We start from the raw sequence: 21,715 nt of genomic DNA on the forward strand, positions 1-21,715 counted from the left end.
GAGGATTTTCAATGAATATTTCTGTACCAGCATTAAAAAAAATAGTAGTTCAAAAATTCACAACTGAAGGTGTTGAAGCTGAAACAGCAGCGCAAGTAGCAGATGTTTTGATTTATGCCGATTTACGTGGTGTCAGTTCTCACGGTGTTATGCGCGTGGAGCATTATATAACACGTTTACAGGCAGGTGGAATAACGAAAAACCCTCATTTTTCAGTAGAAAAAAGAGGCACAAATCACCTTCTTTTTAAGGGGGATAATGGCTTTGGGCATGTCATTTGTAAGGAAGCTATGGATGAAACCATTAAAGTGGCTAAGGAACATGGCTCATGTACAACGATTATTCAAGAGAGTAGCCATTGTGGGGCACTCGGCTATTTTCTTGAACAAGCCACGAGTGAAAATTTAATTGCTATTATGTGCTCTCAAACGGACTCCGCAGTTGTTCCTTTTGGCGGAAAAGAGCCTTACTTTGGTACGAATCCAATTGCTTACGGTTTTCCAACCAACGATAAACCGATTATTTTGGACATGGCAACAAGCAATGTAGCGCTAGGGAAAATTCTATATGCACGTGAAAAAGGGGAGACAATTCCAAATACATGGGGAGTTGATGCACAAGGAGCACCAACTACAGACGCACACCAAGTAAAATCTTTAACACCGTTTGCAGGGCCAAAAGGATATGGTATGGCACTTGTAATAGATGTTCTTTCTGGAATTTTAGCAAGTGCAGCTTTTGGTCCTCACATTTCAAAAATGTATGGTGATTACGAACAGAAACGTAATCTAGGACAATATTTATATGTATTAGATCCAAATATTTTTGGAGATGTAAATCAATTCAAAGCAAATATCTCGAAAATGATAAATGAATTACATGATGCGCCAACAGCACCAAATTTTGATCAGGTACTAGTGCCTGGTGAAATTGAACAGATACGTAGTTTGGAAACAATGGATAAGGGCATTGACTTACCTGAACAAGTATATAACTATTTGACTAGTTAATTTAACCAGTAAAGTATGCTATGCTACATAATACCAAGGAGAGTTTTCATACTATAGGTAGGAGATTGATTTTAGTGAAAAAAACAACAATTGCCGATGTTGCACAATATGCAAATGTTTCGAATAGTACAGTATCGCAATATTTGAATAAGCGATATGAATATATGAGTACAGAGACTCGTAAGAAAATTGAAGAGGCTATTGAAGCATTGCAATATCGTCCAAATTTAATGGCTCGTAGCTTAAAACAGAAATCTACCTTTACAATTGGTATTATTGTGGCGAATATTATCCATGACTTTTCAACAAAAATAATAAATGCATTGGAAGCAGAGTTCGATAAAGAAGGCTTTCATATGATTGTGTGTAACTCAGCGGATAACCCTAAAAAAGAGAAAAAACATATCGAAACTTTACTAGAAAAACAGGTGGATGGCTTAATCGTTTTTCCAACAGGAGAAAACAAAAATCTCTACATAAGGCTTCATCAACAAGCAATGCCAATCGTTTTTATTGACCGTTTTATTGAGGGAGTAGATATTCCTGCTGTATTGCTTGATAATTTTTCTGCCATGGATACGGCAGTGGAGACATTTCGAAAGCAACCAATAGCCATTATCACTACTTCTTTAGCCTTACCGATTACTCCTCGTGTCGAACGTTTAGAAGGATTTCGTCAAGCGCTCAGAAATAGGAATCTGTTGATCGATGAGCGCTATATAAAAAATGGTGAGCCAGCTCAAATGACAGAGATTTTTAATCAATTATTTACGTTGGAGCAACCACCAAGAGGAATCATTGCGGCAAATGATCGTATTTTCCAAGAATTAATGCTTTATATTAAAAAAAGAAACTTACATGTGCCTAATGATGTACAAGTAATTGCTGTGGATGATGTACCATATGCCAATTTTTTAACACCTTCCATTACAACATTGCAACAGCCCATTTTACCAATGGCACAGAAAGCGGCATCATTGCTCTTAGCAAAAATTAAAAAAGAACATCTAGCTGATGACCAAAAACTATATCGCTTCAAACCGATATTAATCGATCGAGATTCAACTAACTAAAAAGGCAACCCAAAGCTATGAATTAGCTAAGGGTTGCTATTTTTAGTTGCACAGCTATTCATCGATAGATATGATTATCTAAAGGAATACTTTTATGTCAAAAAAGACCAATCATTCATTTTGGTGATAGAAAGGGGACTTATGAGCATTGCTAGGAAGTATTGGCTCATTCTATTTGGCTTTGGTTTCTCGTATTTAGGAAATTGGGTGAATCTAGTTGCGCTCAATTTATTAGTTTGGCATTTAACAGAATCGCCTACTGCTATGGCGAGTATATTTATTGTAGGACCGATTGCTCGAATTTTAACAAGCTTTTTTGCAGGCTCCATCATTGATCGATCGAATAAACAAAAATTAATGATCTATAGTGATATTATTCGTGGCATATTGATTTTATTGTTACCTTTTACGTCCTCTATTTGGCTCATCTATTGTGTTTTATTTTTATCTAATATAGCAAGTAGCTTTTTTGGGCCAAGTAGTACCTATTATATTTCGAAATATATACCAGATGAAGATAAACAATCCTTTAATGCAATATTAGGAATGTTTAGCTCAGGCTCATTTTTAATTGGGCCAGCATTGGCTGGGTTTATCATTGCCATTTCCAATATTTCTATAGCGTTTTGGTTTAATGCTTTGACGTTCTTTATCTGTGCACTCTCCATTTTTAAGCTTCCCGCAGTAGAAGATCATCAGGACATGCACCGAAAACCCATTACTTGGAGGATGCTAAAAGAGGATTATGGTATTGTCTACGCCTATATAAAAAAAGAGCAAGTCTTTGCCAAAGTATTTCTTTATTTTCAAGGTGTATTGATGATTGCCTTTGCATTAGATTCACAGGAAGCTACATTTATTAAACAAAACCTTCAAGCTTCAGATAGTCTATATGGTGTCATCGTTAGTATCGCTGGAATTGGAGCTATTATTGGTGGAGCAATGGCTGCTCGCTATGCTAAAAGATTTTCAACAAGACAATATATTGTCTATGGTCTGCTTTTGACCACACTTTGCTATACATTGTTTTACTCTTCACCGAATGTGGCAATGGCGATTATTAGCTTTATAGCATTAGGAGTATGTATGTCATTTTGTAATGCGGGCTACAGCACCTTTTATCAAATAAGTGTACCGACATCAATTATGGGCCGTTTTGGTAGTGTTTCAACGATGGTCATTAATGTGCTACAGATTGTCTTTACGTTAGCCTTAGGGTTGCTATCGGAATGGCTCTCCCTACAAATGGTCTGCATTGTCTTTGGAATTGTAGCTATTTTCCTCTCCCTAGTTTTATATGTATTTATGCATTCAAAATCTGCCTATGAAGGTTTGAAGGAAGAGATTGTCTAAAAATCCTGTCAGGTGGAAACTTAATTGCTTTTAATGAAGGTAGAATTATTGGATAGATAGCGTTTAAAGGATGTTATTTTAGTAAAAGTTAGCACTCATATAATGATAAAATCATTCCAAAATAACCTTATGTCATAATTTGAGGAGGTTAACATGGCTAATTCAAGACATCGAAAACCAGATGATCGCTCCAATAATGTTGAACGCATTCGTGATATTGTTAAAAATACTGAGGAGAAAGTGCAGGAAGCAGAAATTAGTATGGAATTTGCAGATCCTCTAGAAAGTAACAGGCTAAAGGAAAAAAATAAGCGACGTAAACAGTCAATTGAAGCTTTAAAAGATGAAATGAAAGATGAAATGACAGCACGAAAAAAAGGTGAAGTTTAAAATTAGTTTCTAGAAGAATCAAATGTGATTCATGATATTGCCTTCGCTCACCATTTCCCAATAGCCAAAAACAGATGGATTAGATGTTCCATAACGGACCTCTATTGCCATCTGTTTTTTTGTACATTAACTGGATCTTTTTACATAAACACTAAATTAAAAAAGTACGTATATGAATTTCTTAAAAAAATGAACCTTTTCAAGTAGTCATTTGTTTATAACGTAGAACCATCAGAAAGGAGTGCCTTGGATTGACAGAACGTGAATTATTCGATTCATACAACAAAGATGTTTACCGTACCTGTTATTATATGCTACGGAATGCCCAAGATGCGGAAGATCTCTGCCATGATGTATTTGTCACCGTCTTTCGTCAGGATTGGAGAAGTGTAGAGCATACACGTGCTTGGATTTTACGGATTGCGATGAATCAATGTTTAAATTTGCTTAAAAGAAAGCAGGCTCAGTTAAAAAAAGTGAGTCAGGTACAGTTGCTACAGGAGCAAACTACGGCATCAGTTAAATCTGTAGACACCATTGTACTGGAGAAGGCAGCTGAGGAGGAGTGGGAGGCACTACTCAGACAGTTACCAGAAAAGTTAATGGCTGTTGTCACCCTCCGCTACATTGGTGAGCTATCATTAGTGGAAATTGCGGAAACGCTAAAGATTCCAGTGGGAACAGTGAAATCGAGACTCCATAAGGCATTGAAAATCATGCGCAAAAAACTAGAAAAAAATCAAAATTTATGGTTGAAGGGAGAGAATCAATTTGGAACGCATTGAAAAGAAATTGAAAAAAGAGATGAACGCAGACCATAACATGAAGTATCCTGACTTTGAACAAATGTGGAATGGTATCCAGCAGGATGAACTAAAAATGGTAAATGAACCGATCGAACTTCTACCTCGAAAAAGGAAGAGATTTGTTTTGGTCGCAGGATTAGCTGTTGCTCTAATGGCTACACCTGTCTATGCAGCACTGAACTATGATTGGTCAACTATTCTATCTTATAGAGCTGGTATTCAGTCGGCATTAGACCAGGGCTTAGGGCAGACGATTGAGAAATCCGTTACGAAGGATGGGTTTACGTTGACCGTACATACGGCGTTTATCGATGATAACAGAACCTTTCTTTTGTATAGTTTGAAACCTGATGCCTCTTGGGATGGAATGAATGTGAGTTTTGATCAAATCGGACTTCAAGATTCTAATGGTGATTTTATTCAAGGGAATTACTCACATCGCTGGAATGAAGATCTTGGTCTTTTCCAAGGGTATTTTGAGACAGACTGGGTGGCAGATAATCAGAAGTCAGACATTAAATTTTTAATGAAGAATATTCATTCTATTGGTGGTAAAGAACTGCCTATTAATTACAACCCTAATGACTCTCATACGCAGAATTTCACCATTCAAAAGGATGGAATTGACAATGTAATTCTACAAACCTTTGAACAATCAGACGGGAAAGTAATGCTTCAATCAGCGGTTCAATTTACAGATTCTGAAATGAAGAACAAATGGGTACGAATTAAGGCGCTAGATGATAAAAATCAGACTATTAAAGAAGCGGAAACACCTGTTTTTGGAACTCCTGGTGCTACTGGTGAATACTTTAGTCAGCAAATTTTCACTTCAGACAGCTTACGAGCGAAGGATACAAAGTTCCAACTAACTTATGAACATACATTAGATATTGCAAAGGATAATTGGAATATAGAGATGAATTTATCCAAAGAACAATTAAACAAGGGATCATTTAAAAAAGTCGTCAATATTCCTTTAGAAAATGCATCTAATGGAATAGTAATTCATGAAATGAAAGTTACTCCAACACAGGTACGTTTAATACTGACCCATAAGGAAAAATATGCACATATTCCTTACATGGACTATCAGCTGGATATTGGTGGCGTACTTTTGGATGGAGGTAGATGGGATATAGAAAACGAGCCTTATAAAACCGAACTTCGTTTTGAATTGACTGGAGTGGATGTGACCTCGTTAGCGAATCAAACTGTGGCATTGGTAGCTAAACATCGTGTTGATATAAAAGACGGTGACGAGCAACCGATTCATTTGACTGATATATCAGATACACCTCAAAGTAAGACATCTACGATTGGAGAGTATTCAATTACATGGACTTACTATAAGAAAGATAGCAATCTCTATGTGGAATCCTTTAGCACTGAACCTACATTTGGTGGTGTCTCTCAGACTTATTATCTAGATCATAAAGAGCGAAATTATGGAATGCCTATGATGACTCGCATACTTGGTGATGAAAATAATAAGCAGATGGATGAGTATAAGAATTTTAAAGATAAAGATCTTGATATTTATATTTGGAAATATACTACGAATTATCCAGATGCAGAGCTACGTATACCCCTTACATTTGGAAAATAACTAAATTAGTAATCCCATCTATTTGACTCTCACTATTCAAATAGATGGGATTTTTGTTATAAAGATTAAAAAGCTTTACATAAAAAGAAATGTATCATATAGTTTAGTTAACTTAAATAAATTAATTATTGTACAGGAGAAGATACATGACCTCTAACGAAAAAACACAAAAATCTTTTGCTTATAAGCTTGGATTAGGCATTATTATCTTTTCACTTTCTTTATGGTTAATCCCAATTATTACACCTTTCACACCGATACCTACAAAAGTAAAGGCAGGGATAATACCAGGAAGTATTATTTTGGCTGAAATCTTATTTTGGCTTGGTGCTTTACTTGTTGGAAAAGAAGTAGCCAACAAATTTAAAAGCTATCTAAATCCTAAAAAATGGCGAGAAAAAGGTGACACTCAAAAAAATGAAGAATAACCAGGTAGCGGAGCAAATAAATCAAACCATTGAAGATATTTGGATCATGCTTGAGAAAATGGAAAGGGCTTATACTAATTTCTCCTTAAATAATCAGCAATATGTTCTTTTAACATTAGTGATGCGTCATCCATCCTGCTCGCCTTCAGAACTAGCAGATAAAATGGCTATTACAAAAAGTGCAGTGAGTCAGCAATTAACCAAGCTTGAACAGGATGGCTATATAATGAAAAGGCAGCATGAGGAGGATAAGCGTGCCTTTTCTGTTGAATTAGGTGAGAAGGGTCTATTATATAAACAGGAAGTCGAAGCCTTTAATCAACAGATTACAGAAAAGTACCATGCTCACTTAACAACTGAAGAGTTAGCTGAAATGTTAGCTACTCTAGAAAAAATGAAAAAAATACTGTGTGAATTTTAGAAAAAATTTGACATTCTATTGGGTGTGTCTTATAGTAACCCTTAATATAAAAGGGGGAATAAACATGGTCATTACTCTTGTCCAATCATTCACAACAAAACATCATCATCATCACTAGTCTTGCTATCTTTATTAACTTATTAATATTGAATAGGAAGACTATTTCTCATGTAATCGTATAAATAAAGCTGATTTGAAGCTTTATCGCTATACGGTTTTTTTATTGCTCAAAAAATGAGGAGGAGATTATGATGAAAAAAATAATGGACTATCAGAATGTTCGAGGAACACAAGATTATTTACCAGAGCAAGAGGCTACTCGTCGTGTGATACGACGTACGTTAGAAGATACATTTATAGCCTATGGCTGCAAGCCGTTAGAAACACCTATTCTTAACTATACAGAGTTGATGGCTTCTAAATATGCTGGTGGTGCTGAGATTTTAGAGGAGATGTATACATTAACAGATCGAGGTGAGCGAGATTTAGCGTTACGCTATGATTTAACAATTCCATTTGCAAAAGTTGTAGCGATGAATCCAGCGATTGCTATGCCATTTAAACGATATGAGATTGGCAAAGTGTTTCGAGATGGCCCCATCAAGGCTGGTCGTTTTCGCGAATTTACACAATGTGATGTAGATATTGTTGGGGTAGAATCACAGGCTGCTGAGGCGGAGCTAATGATGATGGCGATAGATGCCTTTAATCAGCTTAAACTTAAAATTAATCTCCAATATAATAATCGCAAGCTTTTAGTTGGTTTACTGCAATTATTTGAGGTTGAACAGGAACAAATGAATCGAGTTATTTTAACATTAGATAAGATTGAAAAAATAGACGAGAAAACAATACTCGCAGAATTGAAGGCATTGGGGTTATCAGATAATAGTATTCATAAAATAAAGCACTTTTTAGATGAACGTCCTCAAATAAGTATGGCGTATTTTGAAGGATTCGCGACCGAGAATGTCTTTTTACAACAAGGTTTACAGGAATTAATGGAACTAACTTCTTATTTAGAGGCACTTGAAATAAGTGACCAATGTATTTTCAATCCATTTTTAGCGAGGGGACTTGAAATTTACACAGGAACAATTTATGAAATTTTTTTAGCAGATGGAACAATCCGCTCAAGTATTGGTAGTGGGGGACGCTATGACAATGCTATTGGTGGCCTTTTAGAGACAAATCAAACCTATGCTACTGTTGGTATTTCATTTGGTTTAGATGTCATCTATACAGCATTGGAGCTTTCGGGAAAAACAGAGCAAAACGCTCCTAGCGTGGATATTTATATTATTCCTCTGGGAACAGAAAAAGAGGCACTAAAGCTAGCAACTGCATTACGGCGAGAAAAATATAAGATAGAAGTTGAGCTAAGTGGGAAAAAAGTGAAAAAGGCGATGGAAAAAGCCAATCGTGAAAACACACCAAAGGTTATTGTATTAGGAGATAACGAGGTCAATCAAAATATGTATAAAATAAAAGATATGAAAAGCGGTGAGGAAGAAATCGTTGCATTTATCTTTTAAACACCATAGCATGGAAAAAACGGCTGATCCCACTCTATTATAGGATTTGAGCCGTTTTTTGGTTATTTTTTCGATTTAAAAACCAGTTTCCATATCAAGATGTTGATGAAGAAAAGCACAATGAAATATATAGTAGAGCCGTATGTTATCTGACTAGCTATTACATAGTGCAGCCCTACAAGTAAACCTAAAGGGAGCAATAACAAAAGAATCTTCCAGCCTTGCGCATCATTAACTTCATCATAGGGTTTGGTAAAGGGTAATTTGTTTGTCATCATGACGAAACAAAGGATGGTATATAACCAACTTGTTACCAAAACAGCTAGTAAATCAGGGATAATTCGAATACCATAAATATAGCTAAAGACTATACTTAGTACTAAAAATAACGGAGTATACAATTTAATTAAAAATGCCTTTAAGCTACCTTTTTGTAAATCTGTATAATCTTTAAGCGGTAGCGTTTTATAAATCCATGCAGCCTTATATTTAGCAGAGTGACCAAGCATAAGGACAGCGGATGGTATAATCATCATACTAAAATAGATATTTAAATAGCTCATACTACTAGCATAATCGACTTCTTCCCCTCTGCTAAAAGTAAACATGAAAATAAAGGGAATAATAAATGAAAAGCCTAAAGATGGGTAGACCTTTAGCTTAAACTCTCGCTCTTGCTTCATCATCAGAGCTGCGAAGCGATAGAAAGCTCGTTCCTCGTGTGTTCTACACACAATGGTTAATAAAAACGACTTTAGTCGATTGTTCTTTTCCTTTTTAGACTTACTTGTACTTAGCAGTTTTTGGAGATTGCGTTCAAAGGTTGGTATGAGTTTAATATAGATCCAAATCGAAATAATAGGTACAATCACTGCTAAGATGGTATAAATGACTGTCAATAAGGATGTGTCACCATGCAGTATGAGTTCATAAGGGGCAGCGAACCACATCGGTATTAAGAAGAGGTTCCACCAATGAAACGATACTACCATATCTAAATTGACGAATTCAAAGGATCGAATAAGAACTTGGTAGCCAATCATCAGCATTAGAGATAAAGCGATTTGTACATAATTAATCATATCCTTCAGCTTTTCACCATCGAAGAAGCGTAAAATGGCAATATATAAAATGGCTGTGATGGCAACTATAAATAAATTCATTAATAGAATCTCAAGACCTGTTAAAATAAAAAACACAATACCTTGAGTAAAAAGGCTGACTATTAGAGGGATGGCTGTTAGGGCCAATGTTAAATAGGATAAATAAATAAAAATATGCATAAATTTTGCTGCATTAATTGTTTTAGCTGAAATAGGCTTAGTTGAAAGTATGCTTTTATCTCGTACATCTAAAAGCACAGAAGAAAAGTCAGAAATCAATGAAGTCATAATCAAAAAGATGATCATTGCAAAGGCGATACTCATCTGAAATAGAAAATTTTGACCAAATCCCATAAGCGGGATGAGTATAAGCCCGAATAACATATAAATCCATAGAGACTTAATGTAGCCATACTTTTGATTGTCTTTCTTTTTGTTTTGATTGAATAGGGTAGGTACTTTCCGTTCATCCATTGTTAATTTTATATGGAGGATTTTTCTCATCATGTCATAATCAATGCCCATTTTTATAAAAAGCCATCGGAACTTATCAAGCAATCGTAGCGTTTTGAAATCTGTCATAATTGTCCCCCACGAACGACGGACACAAATTTTTCTCCGATTTCCTGATGTTCATGAAATCCTGTTAACTGGTTAAAAATTCTTTCTAATGTTCCTTCAGTATTATCTGCTTGTAATTGGGCAAATGTTCCGTCCGCTGCAATTTTTCCATCATACAGCAAAATGATGCGGCTACTGATTTTTTCAACGACATCCATAATGTGTGATGAGTAAAATATAGTCTTTCCATTGGCAGCTAGTTGCGTTAAGATTTCTTTAAAAATCATGACACTGTTTGCGTCTAGGCCATTGATTGGTTCATCTAAAAATAGCAGGTCTGGATTATGTATAAGGCTTGCAATAATTAGTAGTTTTTGACGCATGCCTTTAGAATAGGAAGAAATTCTAGAATGGTATGCTTCACCAACTCCAAACAGTTCCATTAGTGATTTGGATTTGTCAGCCGCCTCCTCTAGCTCTAATCCATATAGCTGGCCGATGAAGGTTAAATACTCATAGCCTGTTAAGTTATCATAAACATCAGCGATTTCAGGGACGTAACCAATTCGCCGTTTATAATCAATTTGGTCTTGTCCTATGCTTTTCCCAAAGAGCTTAATTTCGCCACCAAAATCACCTTCTAGCCCTAGAATAAGTTTTACAGTTGTACTTTTACCCGCGCCATTGGGGCCGATATAACCGATGATTTCACCTCTAGCTGCGTGAAGGTCAATCCCTTTCAAAATTTCCTTGTTTCCATAACTCTTCGTTAAATTCGTAATTGTTAAAATCTCTTCCATTTTATAGCCCCTTTCAATTATTTTGGAAAATTAACCATAATTACACTATATCATATTAAAAGAGATAATATTCCTTATGCTAAAATGAAACCAGTTCAATCAAAAATAGAGAGATCTTCTTATATAAAGGGAAATTTAAAAACGAAATAGATTTATTATTTTAAGGTAAATACGCTTTATTTATAGTTGGCTTATTTCAAAAAAGTGAGGTGAATGACACATGAAAAAAATTGAAGTGGTATTGTCTGACTATAAACCAAATTGGGCTATCTTTTTCAATATGATTCGCCCAACATATACCCTGAAAAAAGAGCCTTTTATTCAAAAGGTGATTACTCAAGCTAAAAATGAAGGTTATGGAAAAAATTAAAAAAGCCATTCTAAAAAAATTAGAGAATGGCTTTCTTCTATATAGTAGTCTATTTAGCAAGTTCAACAACTGTATCATAAAAAATATTAGTTGCTACAATAATATCCTCATCTGAACTGTCTTCTAAAGGATTGTGACTAATACCATCCTTTGAACGGACGAATAGCATCCCAATCGGGGCAATTTCAGCTATATTCATTGCATCATGCCCAGCACCACTTATGAGAGAATAAGGACGTATACCTTGCTTTTCAATACTTGTAGTAAGTTGCTGTTGTAGTAAGGCATCGGTTTTTGCAGGCTTAATGCGCTGTAATACTTTGGAAGCCAATGAGACATGTCTTCGTTCAGCAATTTGTTGAAGCTGTTGCATAATTTCTTGCTCTAATGCACTTACTTTATTTTCGTCAATATCACGAAGATCAATCGAGAACGTAACTTTACCTGGTATAACGTTTGTCCCATTTGGGGAGACCGTTAGCTTACCAACCGTTGCAACGGAATCTGTTGTATTGGTTAATAGTTGCTCAATAGCTAAAATCATTTCACTTGCTGCAGTTAGAGCATCCTGACGAATCGGCATAGGTGTTGCACCAGCATGTTCACTGACACCCGTTACGGTTACCTCTAACCATAATGGGGCTGCAATACCTGTGACAACACCGACTGGTAGGTCTTCATTTTCTAACACTTTTCCTTGCTCGATATGCATTTCTAAATAAGCTTTTATGTCATTACGATGCACTTGTGTTAAAGGATAAGGTGATAAATGGAAATCTTTCATGGCTTCTTCGATGGAAATGCCAGCTTCATCTGTATGCTGTAATTGCTCCTCTGTTAAAAGACCAGCCATTGCACTACTGCCAAGGAGCCCAAAGCCAAATCTTGTTCCTTCCTCATCCTTAAAAGCGACAACTTGAATTTTTTTAGAGGGTATCAACTGTTGCTCATGCATAGTATGTACCACTTCAATAGCTGCTAGCACCCCTAATGCTCCATCATATTTGCCACCCTCTGGTACTGTATCGATGTGAGAACCTAGCATAATGGTTTCATTTCCTTCACCATATGTACCAATAAGGTTTCCAACTGCATCGATTGTGACATTCATACCTGCTTGTTCCATATAAGTTGTGACTAACTCAATTGCCTGCTTTTCTTCTGGTGTGAACGAGAAGCGGTTAATGCCACCTGTCTTTTCATTACGACCAATTTGACTTAAGTCTTGAAGATGCTGTACGAGCCTAACTCCGTTAATCATGACATCACTCTTTCATTTGGAATTGGAAGTGGCACTGTCCTTCACGTAAAACAAATTGATCATGTACCACCTCTAGGCTTTTATTGTACCCTTTAGCAATAGAGGGGTCGATGACTTTACAATACAAAATTCCATATTTACCCATATCATCATCTGCCCATTGTTGACCTAATGGGCAGTGAGTAAACGTTTGTTCAACCTCATTTTCCTTATAAACTGTATCGATTTCAAACAAATCACTGCGACCCATATCATAGTTAGTTAAATAATGCTCCACGGAATTTTCTAGACCGTTTGTGCGAGCACGTTGAGCAATACCTTGGCCTCGCTTATGACCAAAACGTTCTACTGCCCGCATAATCACTTGTTCACCAGCTTCTCCATATTCATCTACAACTGGCTTGGCAATCTGTGCAAACATTTTAGAAAATCGAGCAAACGGTGTTAAATCAGCAAACTTCTCTTCACCTACAACGATTTGGGGTAAGTATTCAAAGAAAGTATGATTTTCCCCTTCTGCTGTTGCTTTTTTCGCCATGGCTTCAGCATCCTTTAAACCAAACGCCTCTAAGCCTTTTTGTACTAATCTCCGACCATGCTCTCCGTACTGCTCTGTAATGGAGAGATGTAATTCTGTAAACATTTTTGCGGTAATTATGTCCATAGATAAAGCCTTCATCATTAATCTTTCCTCTGCCATTTTATGAGCCCCCTCATCAACAAATCATATTGATTTACTTGGATTTTATTTTTATTATAGAGGTGGCAAATAATTTAAATCAAATGAATATTTACACAATCAACTATGAAAAAAAATCATAAAAGGAGCAGAATAGCATGGCTACATTAGCACAATATATTGCTTTCCATACACTTATCGATACAGGAAATTTTACAGAAACAGGCTTAAAGCTCAATCTCACACAGTCTTCAATCAGTCATACGATTAGTAATTTAGAGGCAGAATTAGGGCTTTCTCTAATTATTCGAAACCGCAATAATATTGTTTTAACGAGTGAGGGGAAAATTGTTTACGAACACATCTCAAAAATATTGCAGCAACAACAGCAGCTTGAAACCTCTGTAGCAAATTTAAAAAATCTCATTGGGGGGACGTTATCGGTTGGTATTCTACCAAGTGTTTCTCTGGTCTTATTACCAAAGGTTTTAGCGTATTTCGAACAGCATCATCCAGACCTACAAATACGTTTGATGGAGGGAGATTATGATCAAATCGAAGAATGGCTTCATAATGGCGTTGTCGATATCGGTTTTTTAGTGCAACCAAATTCTAAACATCTTGTATTCGATGCGATTTTTAATGATGAGCTTGTTTGCATTATGGCACAGGAGCATCCATTGGCGAAGGAAGAGAGGCTCTCTCTAGAGCAATTGCAGGATGAACGCTGGATTATGCCTAAACGTACGATTGATCGAGATGTATCAAGGATCTTAGCTAAACATAAAATCCATCCCAATGTAGTCTATGAATTATCAGTTGACCAAGTCATTTTGACAATGGTCAATGAAAATTTAGGCATTTCTGTTGTGCCGAACTCGCTTTTACTACATGCACCAAGTAACCTGATTAGAAAAAAATTTTATCAAGCATATATTAGACAGGTTGGAATTGCACACAAACACAGTATTCATCTTTCTCCAGGAGCTTTAAAGTTTGTAGAAATATCGAAATACTTTGCCTCCTTTTTACAAAATTAGTTATTGACAATTAAAAAAAACCGAACTATTATCTGATAAAACCAATTGGGATTGTTTAGATTAATCAGATGGAGGACTTTGGGTATATGCATACAATTGTTTATGTTGAAATATTTATATATTTACTCGCTATGCTAGGAGTAGGGATATACTTCAGTAAAAAAGATTTATCACATAATGATTACTTTCTAGGGGGAAATAAACTACCGGGCTGGGCGTTAGCCTTTTCTGAACGTGCAACGGGTGAATCAGCCTATATGTTTTTAGGGGCAATTGGCTTTATTTATGTGGCTGGGCTGTCAGGCATTTGGATTTTATCTGGCATGCTTTTAGGCGTTGTTGCATCATGGCTATTTTTATCAAAGCGCTTTATGACAGAGCAACAAAAATATAAGGTGAATAGCCTAACAGATTATATTGCTGTTAAATTTCCAAAGCACGCAGATATAATTCGTTGGTTAGCTTCTGCAGTAATGGTGTTATTCTTTGTTTGCTATTTAGCAGCTCAATTTTCCGGGATGGGTAAAACGATTTATTCATTCTCAGGACTCAACATCACTTGGGGAACAATTATTATTGGAGCAATAATAATTGCCTATTCATGTATGGGAGGATTTATGTCCGTTGTTTGGACAGATACAATCCAAAGTTTTTTAATGCTGATCTCGTTTGTTATTGTTCCAATTGCAGCTTATATGGAAATTCAACATCAAGGTTTAAGCATTTCAACAGAGCTAGCTCAAATGGGCAATGGTGCGGATAGTTGGGTTGGAGGCTTAAATGGACTTGCCTTAGGGGCGATGTTATTTACAAATCTATCCTGGTTCTTTGGCTGGCTTGGGGGGCAACCTCAATTGAGCTCTCGCTTTATGGCTATTACGACTGAAAAAGAGCGAATTACTGGCCGTAATATGGCGATTATTTGGACATTAATTGTCTATGTGGGTGCCTTTTTATCTGCGATTTTCGCCTCCACTTTGTATAAGCAAGGTTCTATTGAAGATCCTGAAATGATATTGCCACATATGGTATTTGAAATTTTACCACCTTGGGTTGCGGGAATTATTGTGGCTGGTATTTTAGCAGCTATTATGTCAACGGCTTCGTCTCAATTGTTAGTCATCACAACATCGATAAGTGAGGATATAATTCATAAAACATTACGTTGGAATATTTCTAGCAAAAAATTAGTTCACCTTTCGCGTCTAGTGGCTGTTATTAGTGGGATTGTGGGTATTATCATTTCACTCAAATCAGGTTCTGTAATTTATAGCTTAGTATCCTTTGCATGGGCAGGGATTGGCAATACATTTTCGGTTGTGATCCTTTTAATCTTTTTCTGGAAACGTGTGTCAGGCATTGGGGTTATTGCTACAATTATTGTCGGTTTTATTAGTGCGATTGTATGGTCCCTGTCACCTATGGAGGCTGTAGTGTCAGCCAAGGCAGCGACATTCTTTATTTGCTTAATTGTTGGAGTTGTGGTGTCCTTAGTATGTCCTGATAAAAAGGAAAACGGTCTGGATTATATTTTAAAATAATAATAAAACTCCTTTTTTGCTGATATATTTCTCAAAAGAGGAGTTTTCTTTTTATGCTTATGACCCTATTGAAATATGATAGAAAGAAGAGCAACCACTCTAACAGGAAATTACATAATGTGTGGACCTTTTTGGTTATCATGGTTTATGCAAAAATGAAGCAAGGGGGTTAGGAAGTGTTTAGTGATTTTAAGCTTATGGATGAACGACCAGTTTATGTACAATTGAAGGATTATGTTCAAGACATGATTGTCAAGGGGCATCTGTTGGAACATCAAAAGCTTCCATCTACCCGTGAACTTAGTAAGTTATTAGCGGTCAGTAGAAACACGGTGCTGAACGCATATGCCGAATTAGAGCTAGATGGCATCATCTATGCAGTGAAAGGAAAAGGGCATTTTATCGGAAAGGTTACTACATTGGAAACTTCTTCTATTGAAATAGATTGGAAACAAAGGCTGAATGAAACAACTTTATTAGCTGATGAAATTGATTTAATACGACAAGATATACACTGGAAAAAAGGCATGATTTCATTTACTAGTATAGCTCCAGAAGAAAAGCTTTTTGATGTTGAAAATTTCAAAAGGGCATTTCTCACAAGGATGTCCATTGAAGGAGATATTGTCTTAAACTATGGCTATGCCAAGGGCTATAAGCCCTTAATTGACCACCTTCTTAGCTATATGGAGATGAAAGGTGTGGACATTTCTAATAAAGATATTTTAATTACAAATGGTTTTACAGAAGGTCTAGATATTTTATTGTCCTCTTTAGCTAAAAAATCAGGGCGTGTACTATGTGAAAATCCTACACATCATGCAGCATTGAAGCTTTTCAGTTTGCATGGGTTAGACGTACATGGCATCGATATGCAAGATGACGGGATTGACATGGAACAGGTGGAAAAAACATTAGCAGATAAGGACTTTGATTTTGCCTATCTTATCCCGTCCTATCATAATCCAACAGGAATTGTCACTTCCTCCGAGAAAAGGAGTGCTATTTTTCAGCTTTTTTCCAAATATCAAATACCCATTATAGAAGATGGTTTTAATGAGGAATTAAGGTATTCAAGCTCGCATTTGGCACCACTAATCGCTTTTAGCGGTATAGGTAATAACATTGTCTATATTGGTAGCTTTTCTAAAATTCTTTTCCCTGGCTTACGTGTTGGCTGGATTTTAGCAGATAGGGAGTTAATTGATAGCTTGGAAAGTATGAAAAGAGCTCGAACAATTCATACATCAACACTGGATCAGGCAGTGTTATATCAATATTTACAGGATGGTTACTTTGAAAAATATTTAAAGAAAGCAAGATTTGTTTACAAGAAAAAATATGAGCTTGCCCGTCAAGCTTGTATCCAATACATTCCCTATAGCAGGATAACAGGGGATGGGGGGCTTCACCTTTTTATAGAACTAAAAGAGGACGTAGATGCACGATTGTTGCTTGAGAAATGCTATGACAAGGGCGTTGTATTTTATCCAGGTGATGTATTTTATACAAATGGAAGAGGTAGTAATACATTTCGTTTAGGTTTTTCCCGTTTAGCAGATGACGATATTGTTCGAGGTATTCAAATTATTGGTGATACATTGAAAACGTTATGAGGAGTTGAAAAAATGAAGGTTGGCGTAATTATGGGTGGTACTTCCTCTGAAAAGCAGGTTTCCATCATGACAGGTAAGGAAATGGTCACTCAATTAGATAAGCAAAAATACGAAGTTGTGGCAATCACATTAGATAACAACAAAGAGGTAATTGACAAGGTAGGTGATATTGATGTGGCTTTGTTAGCACTTCACGGTAAGTTCGGGGAAGATGGTACGATTCAGGGGGTACTAGAAACGTTGGGTATTCCTTATACAGGAAGCGGTCTTCTAGCAAGTAGTTTGTGCATGGATAAAAATATGGCAAAAAAAATCCTTCGATATGAAGGTGTCGCAACTCCAGATTGGGTGCATCTCATAAAGGAAGAGGAGTTGCCCTTGCAGGATATAGAGCTTATGGGTTATCCACTTGTAGTTAAACCAAATGCTGGCGGCTCTAGTGTGGGTGTTCAAATTGTCCATGATCGGAGTGCCTTATTGGCTGCGGTTGCAGAAGTATTTAAGTGGGATAACGAAATCATTATTGAGCAGTATTTGATTGGTGACGAAATTACATGCCCAATACTCAATGAACAGCTATTGCCAGTCCTGTCAATCAAACATACAGCAGTATTTTTTGACTACCAGGCAAAATATGACGATGCTTCTACCGTGGAGGAGCCTGTGGAACTACCACTTGCAATTCATGACCGAGTGGCAAAGGCTGCGATGATCAGTTACAAGGCTTTAAGATGCAGTGTCTACGCAAGAGTAGATATGTTAATTAAGGATGGCGTTCCTTATGTGTTGGAGGTTAATACGTTGCCTGGCATGACGCAAAATAGCCTACTACCAAAAAGTGCCCTTGCTGCGGGAATCAGCTATTCAGCACTATTAGACAGCATTATCCAAAGCTCTTTACAGATTGATAGAAATAGGTAAATCGAAAAACAAAACCACCAATAGAATTTTTGTGAAAGGATAAAATGAACATCCGTTCCAAGCTACTTCTAATTGGTTATTCGATCGTTACTGTTAGGATGAAAGATAAGGAAAAGACTCTTTTGCACATGGTGATTTGAGTGACGCTGGCGGAACGTAAATCAACACTTCGCTTTGCCAAAAGTTCTTTTTCTGCTAGTGAAATCTTTTTTAACAACATAAAACACCTTTTGTTGTTACCTACAAAAGGTGTTTTGACTGTTTTATGATTTTGCTAATTCAATAAAGCCTTCTCCGAAAACGTCCCTTACATCATGAATGGCAATAAAGGCATCCTTGTCGACTTCTTTGACAATTTTTTTAAGCTTTACAACTTCTTGCTTACTAATAACAATATACAGGATTTCCTTTTGTTCCTTTGTGTAATAACCATGACCTGATAGCACAGTTACCCCACGATTCATATAAGCAGTTACCTGTCCAGCAATGTCTTCAGGTTTTTTAGAGATAATGGTAACTGCCTTTTTAGGGTTAACTCCTTCAATAACAAACTCCATTACCTTAGTACCAACATATAGCATAACAATTGTTAGCATTAATGCCTCTGCACCAATGATAAAATAGGATGAAAAAGCAACAATTAAATCGAAGAATAAAAGTCCATAGCTAATACTCCATCCAAGATATTTGTTAGTGATTCTCGCTAAAATTGTAGAACCTGCTGTTGTACCACCAACTCTGATAATCAAGCCAATACCGACTCCTGCAAATACGCCACCAAAAATTGTATTGACGATAATCTCATCTGAAGAGATAGACCACGTTTCTGTTAAATGTAAAAATAAAGAATGGAATGAGACCGCAATGATTGTATAAATTGTTGTTTGTCTATTTAAAAATTTATAACCAACGATAAGTAAAGCTGCGTTCATAACAAAACTGACAATACTTGGCGACCATCCGAACAGATAATAAGCAATAATCGTTAAGCCTGTTACGCCACCTTCACCTAAATCATTAGGAATAACAAATAAGTTAACTGCTAGGGCAAAAAGCAGTGATCCAAGCATAATCATTAAAATATCGATAACATATTTCTTCATTCACATAACACCACCAAATCAAATTTTATTTTTCTTAAATTCCATACTATATCAGGTTTTCACCAAATGATATACTTTTTGGAATGTTCATTTGTGATATATCGACAGTAATTAGTGTGTCTTTAGAGAGAACTTTGGAAACTTGACATATTATAGCCAGAATTTATAATAGTCGTAACAATGCTAGGAGGGTTATTAAAAAATGATACATGCTATGAGACTACGTTTCCCAATGTTGAACCAGTAACTGAATAGGGCCAAACGCTGTTTTGTGACACCAGAGTAAATGGGATAGTCTGTCCTTTTTTAATCATCTTCATAATCATGAGAAAAAAGAGACGCTTGTCTTATAATAAATCTCTTTTACTTTACATCACAGGCAAATTTGTCTGTGTTTTTTTATTGAATGTAGGGAGGAAAGTGAAATGTATAGTCTATTATTCTTTTAATACGAGCTTTGATTAAAAGCTCGTATCGATACCATCGCTATCGGTACGGAATGATCAATTTCGGGAGGTAGCAAAATGGAAAAGGTTTGCTTTGAGTTAGAGAATGTAGTCGTTACTTATTTAGATAAAGAACTATTAAATATTGAAAAATTAGCTGTGCATCAATTTGACCGAATAGGAATCGTTGGTAAAAATGGTGCAGGTAAAAGTACGTTGATGAAGTTACTTGCTGGCAAGATACAACCAGTAAGTGGGAAATTGAAAAGGCATGTTCATTTCGGATACTTTGAACAGATGGAGGCACCAACGTTAATAGAGGCAGATCCACAGTTATTAGGGAAATTAGCAGTACCTACGTATTCTGAAGGATTAAGTGGTGGAGAGCAAACAAGATTAAAGCTAGCACAATTATTTACTTCTTATGAGGAAGCTTTGCTTATTGATGAGCCGACAACACATTTGGATCAACTCGGCATCTCATTTTTATTAGATGAATTACGTTATTATTATGGGGCCCTCATACTCATCAGCCATGATCGTGCTGTACTAGATGAGCTGGTTACAACGATATGGGAGGTAGATGGTGGTAAGGTAACGATCTACTCAGGGAATTACAACGAGTATGCCATGCAAAAGCAATTAGAGCAAGATCAACAAAATCAGGCTCATGAACAATACTTGAAAGAAAAGAGCAGACTTGAAAAAGCTGTAGATGAAAAAATGAAAAAAGCTGAAAAAATTGCTCAGGCAGGCAATATGTCTAAAAGAGAGGCTAACGCTAAACCTAATCGTATGTTTATGACAAAGTCCAAAGGCACAAGTCAAAAAGCCGTACAGCGTGCAGCAAAAGCTATCGAACATCGGATAGGGAAGCTTCATAAAGCAGAAGCGGTGCAGGAAGAAAGAAAAATTGTTTTTCGACAATCAAAAGCTTTGGAATTGCATAATAAGTATCCCATTATGGCAGATCGATTCACTTTACATGCCCAAGATAAGGTACTATTACACGAGGTGAGCTTCCAAATCCCGTTAGGTAAAAAAATTGCGCTTAAGGGTAACAATGGTAGTGGTAAAAGTACATTACTAAAACATATAGCCAATAATGGTGAGGGTATAACTATTTCTCCAAAGGCTAAAATAGGTTATTTTCATCAGATGAGCTACCAATTTGCTGGTGAGGAAACAGTGCTACAATTTTTAAAGAATCGCTCTGAATATGATGAAAGTTTATTACGAAGCGTACTTCATTCCATGCAGTTTGCTGGCACTGATTTACAAAAGAAAATTACCACACTTAGTGGTGGTGAGGCCATACGCCTTCAGCTTTGTCAGCTATTTTTAGGAAATTATAATATTTTGCTGTTGGATGAACCAACTAATTTCTTAGATATTCAAGCACTCGAAGCCCTTGAACAATTTATAGCTGCTTATGAGGGAACAATAATCTTTGTCACACATGATAAAAATTTTATCGACAATGTAGCAGATATTCAGTTTACTGTTCATAATAAAAAAATACTTTAAGTGAAAAGGTGCGATTCCATTAGGAGAATCGCACCTTTTTTAGTGAATTTTTATTAGTAAGGAAGGTTAATGGAAAATTTCGGCGAAGGTGTAGATAGACAATATGAAAAAGGATGATGAAT

General features: G+C 36.3%; 20 protein-coding genes. 15 read left to right on the forward strand and 5 right to left on the reverse strand.

What is annotated here, in order from left to right:
• The first annotated feature begins 11 nt into the window (after positions 1-11).
• The 9 genes from allD to AAJG31_RS14815 all read left to right on the forward strand — a co-directional run bounded on the left by allD (position 12) and on the right by AAJG31_RS14815 (position 8,625).
• Positions 12-1,010: an ureidoglycolate dehydrogenase gene (gene allD, locus AAJG31_RS14775; protein WP_279493390.1), complete on the forward strand. Its 999-nt coding sequence runs from the start codon at positions 12-14 to the stop codon at positions 1,008-1,010.
• Between the two features lie 74 nt (positions 1,011-1,084).
• Positions 1,085-2,083 (forward strand): LacI family DNA-binding transcriptional regulator, encoded by a 999-nt coding sequence (locus AAJG31_RS14780; protein ID WP_048393963.1) that lies wholly within the window; start codon positions 1,085-1,087, stop codon positions 2,081-2,083.
• 141 nt (positions 2,084-2,224) lie between these two features.
• On the forward strand, positions 2,225-3,436 hold the full coding sequence (locus tag AAJG31_RS14785) for an MFS transporter (protein WP_279493387.1): 1,212 nt from the start codon (positions 2,225-2,227) through the stop codon (positions 3,434-3,436).
• Between the two features lie 153 nt (positions 3,437-3,589).
• Positions 3,590-3,826, forward strand: coding sequence for a small acid-soluble spore protein Tlp (locus tag AAJG31_RS14790; RefSeq protein ID WP_066037929.1), 237 nt, complete (start codon positions 3,590-3,592; stop codon positions 3,824-3,826).
• A 251-nt stretch (positions 3,827-4,077) separates the two neighbouring features.
• Positions 4,078-4,611, forward strand: coding sequence for an RNA polymerase sigma factor (locus AAJG31_RS14795; RefSeq protein WP_066037930.1), 534 nt, complete (start codon positions 4,078-4,080; stop codon positions 4,609-4,611).
• Complete coding sequence (locus AAJG31_RS14800; RefSeq protein WP_279493386.1) at positions 4,598-6,241, forward strand: DUF4179 domain-containing protein; 1,644 nt, start codon at positions 4,598-4,600, stop codon at positions 6,239-6,241. Before AAJG31_RS14795 ends, AAJG31_RS14800 begins: the two co-directional genes overlap by 14 nt.
• Before the next feature lie 146 nt (positions 6,242-6,387).
• A complete protein-coding gene (locus AAJG31_RS14805) occupies positions 6,388-6,669 on the forward strand; it encodes a transporter suffix domain-containing protein (protein ID WP_103118974.1) in 282 nt (93 codons plus the stop codon).
• Positions 6,659-7,090, forward strand: coding sequence for a MarR family transcriptional regulator (locus tag AAJG31_RS14810; RefSeq protein WP_048393972.1), 432 nt, complete (start codon positions 6,659-6,661; stop codon positions 7,088-7,090). The genes AAJG31_RS14805 and AAJG31_RS14810 overlap by 11 nt, the downstream gene beginning before the upstream one ends.
• 251 nt (positions 7,091-7,341) lie before the next feature.
• Entirely contained in the window at positions 7,342-8,625 is a 1,284-nt protein-coding gene (locus AAJG31_RS14815; RefSeq protein ID WP_279493384.1) for a histidine--tRNA ligase, read from the forward strand.
• Positions 8,626-8,687: 62 nt separating this feature from the next.
• Here the strand turns inward: AAJG31_RS14815 and AAJG31_RS14820 are convergent, their stop codons facing one another.
• Together AAJG31_RS14820 and AAJG31_RS14825 are read right to left on the reverse strand one after the other, a co-directional pair.
• Positions 8,688-10,310, reverse strand: coding sequence for a hypothetical protein (locus AAJG31_RS14820; protein ID WP_279493383.1), 1,623 nt, complete (start codon positions 10,308-10,310; stop codon positions 8,688-8,690).
• Positions 10,307-11,089: an ABC transporter ATP-binding protein gene (locus AAJG31_RS14825; RefSeq protein WP_054549707.1), complete on the reverse strand. Its 783-nt coding sequence runs from the start codon at positions 11,087-11,089 to the stop codon at positions 10,307-10,309. Before AAJG31_RS14825 ends, AAJG31_RS14820 begins: the two co-directional genes overlap by 4 nt.
• Positions 11,090-11,309: 220 nt before the next feature.
• Here AAJG31_RS14825 and AAJG31_RS14830 point away from each other — a divergent pair, with 220 nt between their 5' ends.
• On the forward strand, positions 11,310-11,459 hold the full coding sequence (locus AAJG31_RS14830) for a hypothetical protein (RefSeq protein WP_156181906.1): 150 nt from the start codon (positions 11,310-11,312) through the stop codon (positions 11,457-11,459).
• Between the two features lie 49 nt (positions 11,460-11,508).
• On the opposite strand, the gene AAJG31_RS14835 is transcribed toward AAJG31_RS14830, so the two are convergent.
• Together AAJG31_RS14835 and AAJG31_RS14840 are read right to left on the reverse strand one after the other, a co-directional pair.
• Positions 11,509-12,720 (reverse strand): Zn-dependent hydrolase, encoded by a 1,212-nt coding sequence (locus AAJG31_RS14835; RefSeq protein ID WP_279493381.1) that lies wholly within the window; start codon positions 12,718-12,720, stop codon positions 11,509-11,511.
• Positions 12,721-12,724: 4 nt separating this feature from the next.
• A complete protein-coding gene (locus tag AAJG31_RS14840) occupies positions 12,725-13,420 on the reverse strand; it encodes an L-2-amino-thiazoline-4-carboxylic acid hydrolase (protein WP_048393979.1) in 696 nt (231 codons plus the stop codon).
• Positions 13,421-13,557: 137 nt separating this feature from the next.
• On the opposite strand from AAJG31_RS14840, the gene AAJG31_RS14845 reads away from it, so the two are divergent.
• The 4 genes from AAJG31_RS14845 (at position 13,558) to AAJG31_RS14860 (ending at position 18,517) form a co-directional block, all read left to right on the forward strand.
• Positions 13,558-14,439, forward strand: coding sequence for a LysR family transcriptional regulator (locus tag AAJG31_RS14845; protein WP_048393981.1), 882 nt, complete (start codon positions 13,558-13,560; stop codon positions 14,437-14,439).
• 86 nt (positions 14,440-14,525) lie between these two features.
• The gene (locus AAJG31_RS14850) at positions 14,526-15,980 is read left to right on the forward strand and encodes a sodium/proline symporter (RefSeq protein WP_279493380.1); all 1,455 of its coding nucleotides are present in this window, start codon (positions 14,526-14,528) and stop codon (positions 15,978-15,980) included.
• A 176-nt stretch (positions 15,981-16,156) separates the two neighbouring features.
• Positions 16,157-17,596 (forward strand): PLP-dependent aminotransferase family protein, encoded by a 1,440-nt coding sequence (locus AAJG31_RS14855; RefSeq protein WP_279493379.1) that lies wholly within the window; start codon positions 16,157-16,159, stop codon positions 17,594-17,596.
• Between the two features lie 12 nt (positions 17,597-17,608).
• Positions 17,609-18,517, forward strand: a complete 909-nt coding sequence (locus AAJG31_RS14860) for a D-alanine--D-alanine ligase (protein ID WP_054549702.1) — start codon at positions 17,609-17,611, stop codon at positions 18,515-18,517.
• Positions 18,518-18,780: 263 nt separating this feature from the next.
• On the opposite strand, the gene AAJG31_RS14865 is transcribed toward AAJG31_RS14860, so the two are convergent.
• Positions 18,781-19,620 carry a YitT family protein gene (locus tag AAJG31_RS14865; protein ID WP_036079667.1) on the reverse strand — a complete coding sequence of 280 codons (840 nt, stop codon included), beginning with the start codon at positions 19,618-19,620 and terminating at the stop codon, positions 18,781-18,783.
• Between the two features lie 524 nt (positions 19,621-20,144).
• On the opposite strand from AAJG31_RS14865, the gene AAJG31_RS14870 reads away from it, so the two are divergent.
• On the forward strand, positions 20,145-21,593 hold the full coding sequence (locus AAJG31_RS14870; RefSeq protein ID WP_054549701.1) for an Msr family ABC-F type ribosomal protection protein: 1,449 nt from the start codon (positions 20,145-20,147) through the stop codon (positions 21,591-21,593).
• Positions 21,594-21,715: the final 122 nt, after the last annotated feature.

The sequence above is a fragment of the Lysinibacillus sp. BS3 genome (genome assembly GCF_039614735.1).
Taxonomy (GTDB): domain Bacteria; phylum Bacillota; class Bacilli; order Bacillales_A; family Planococcaceae; genus Lysinibacillus; species Lysinibacillus capsici.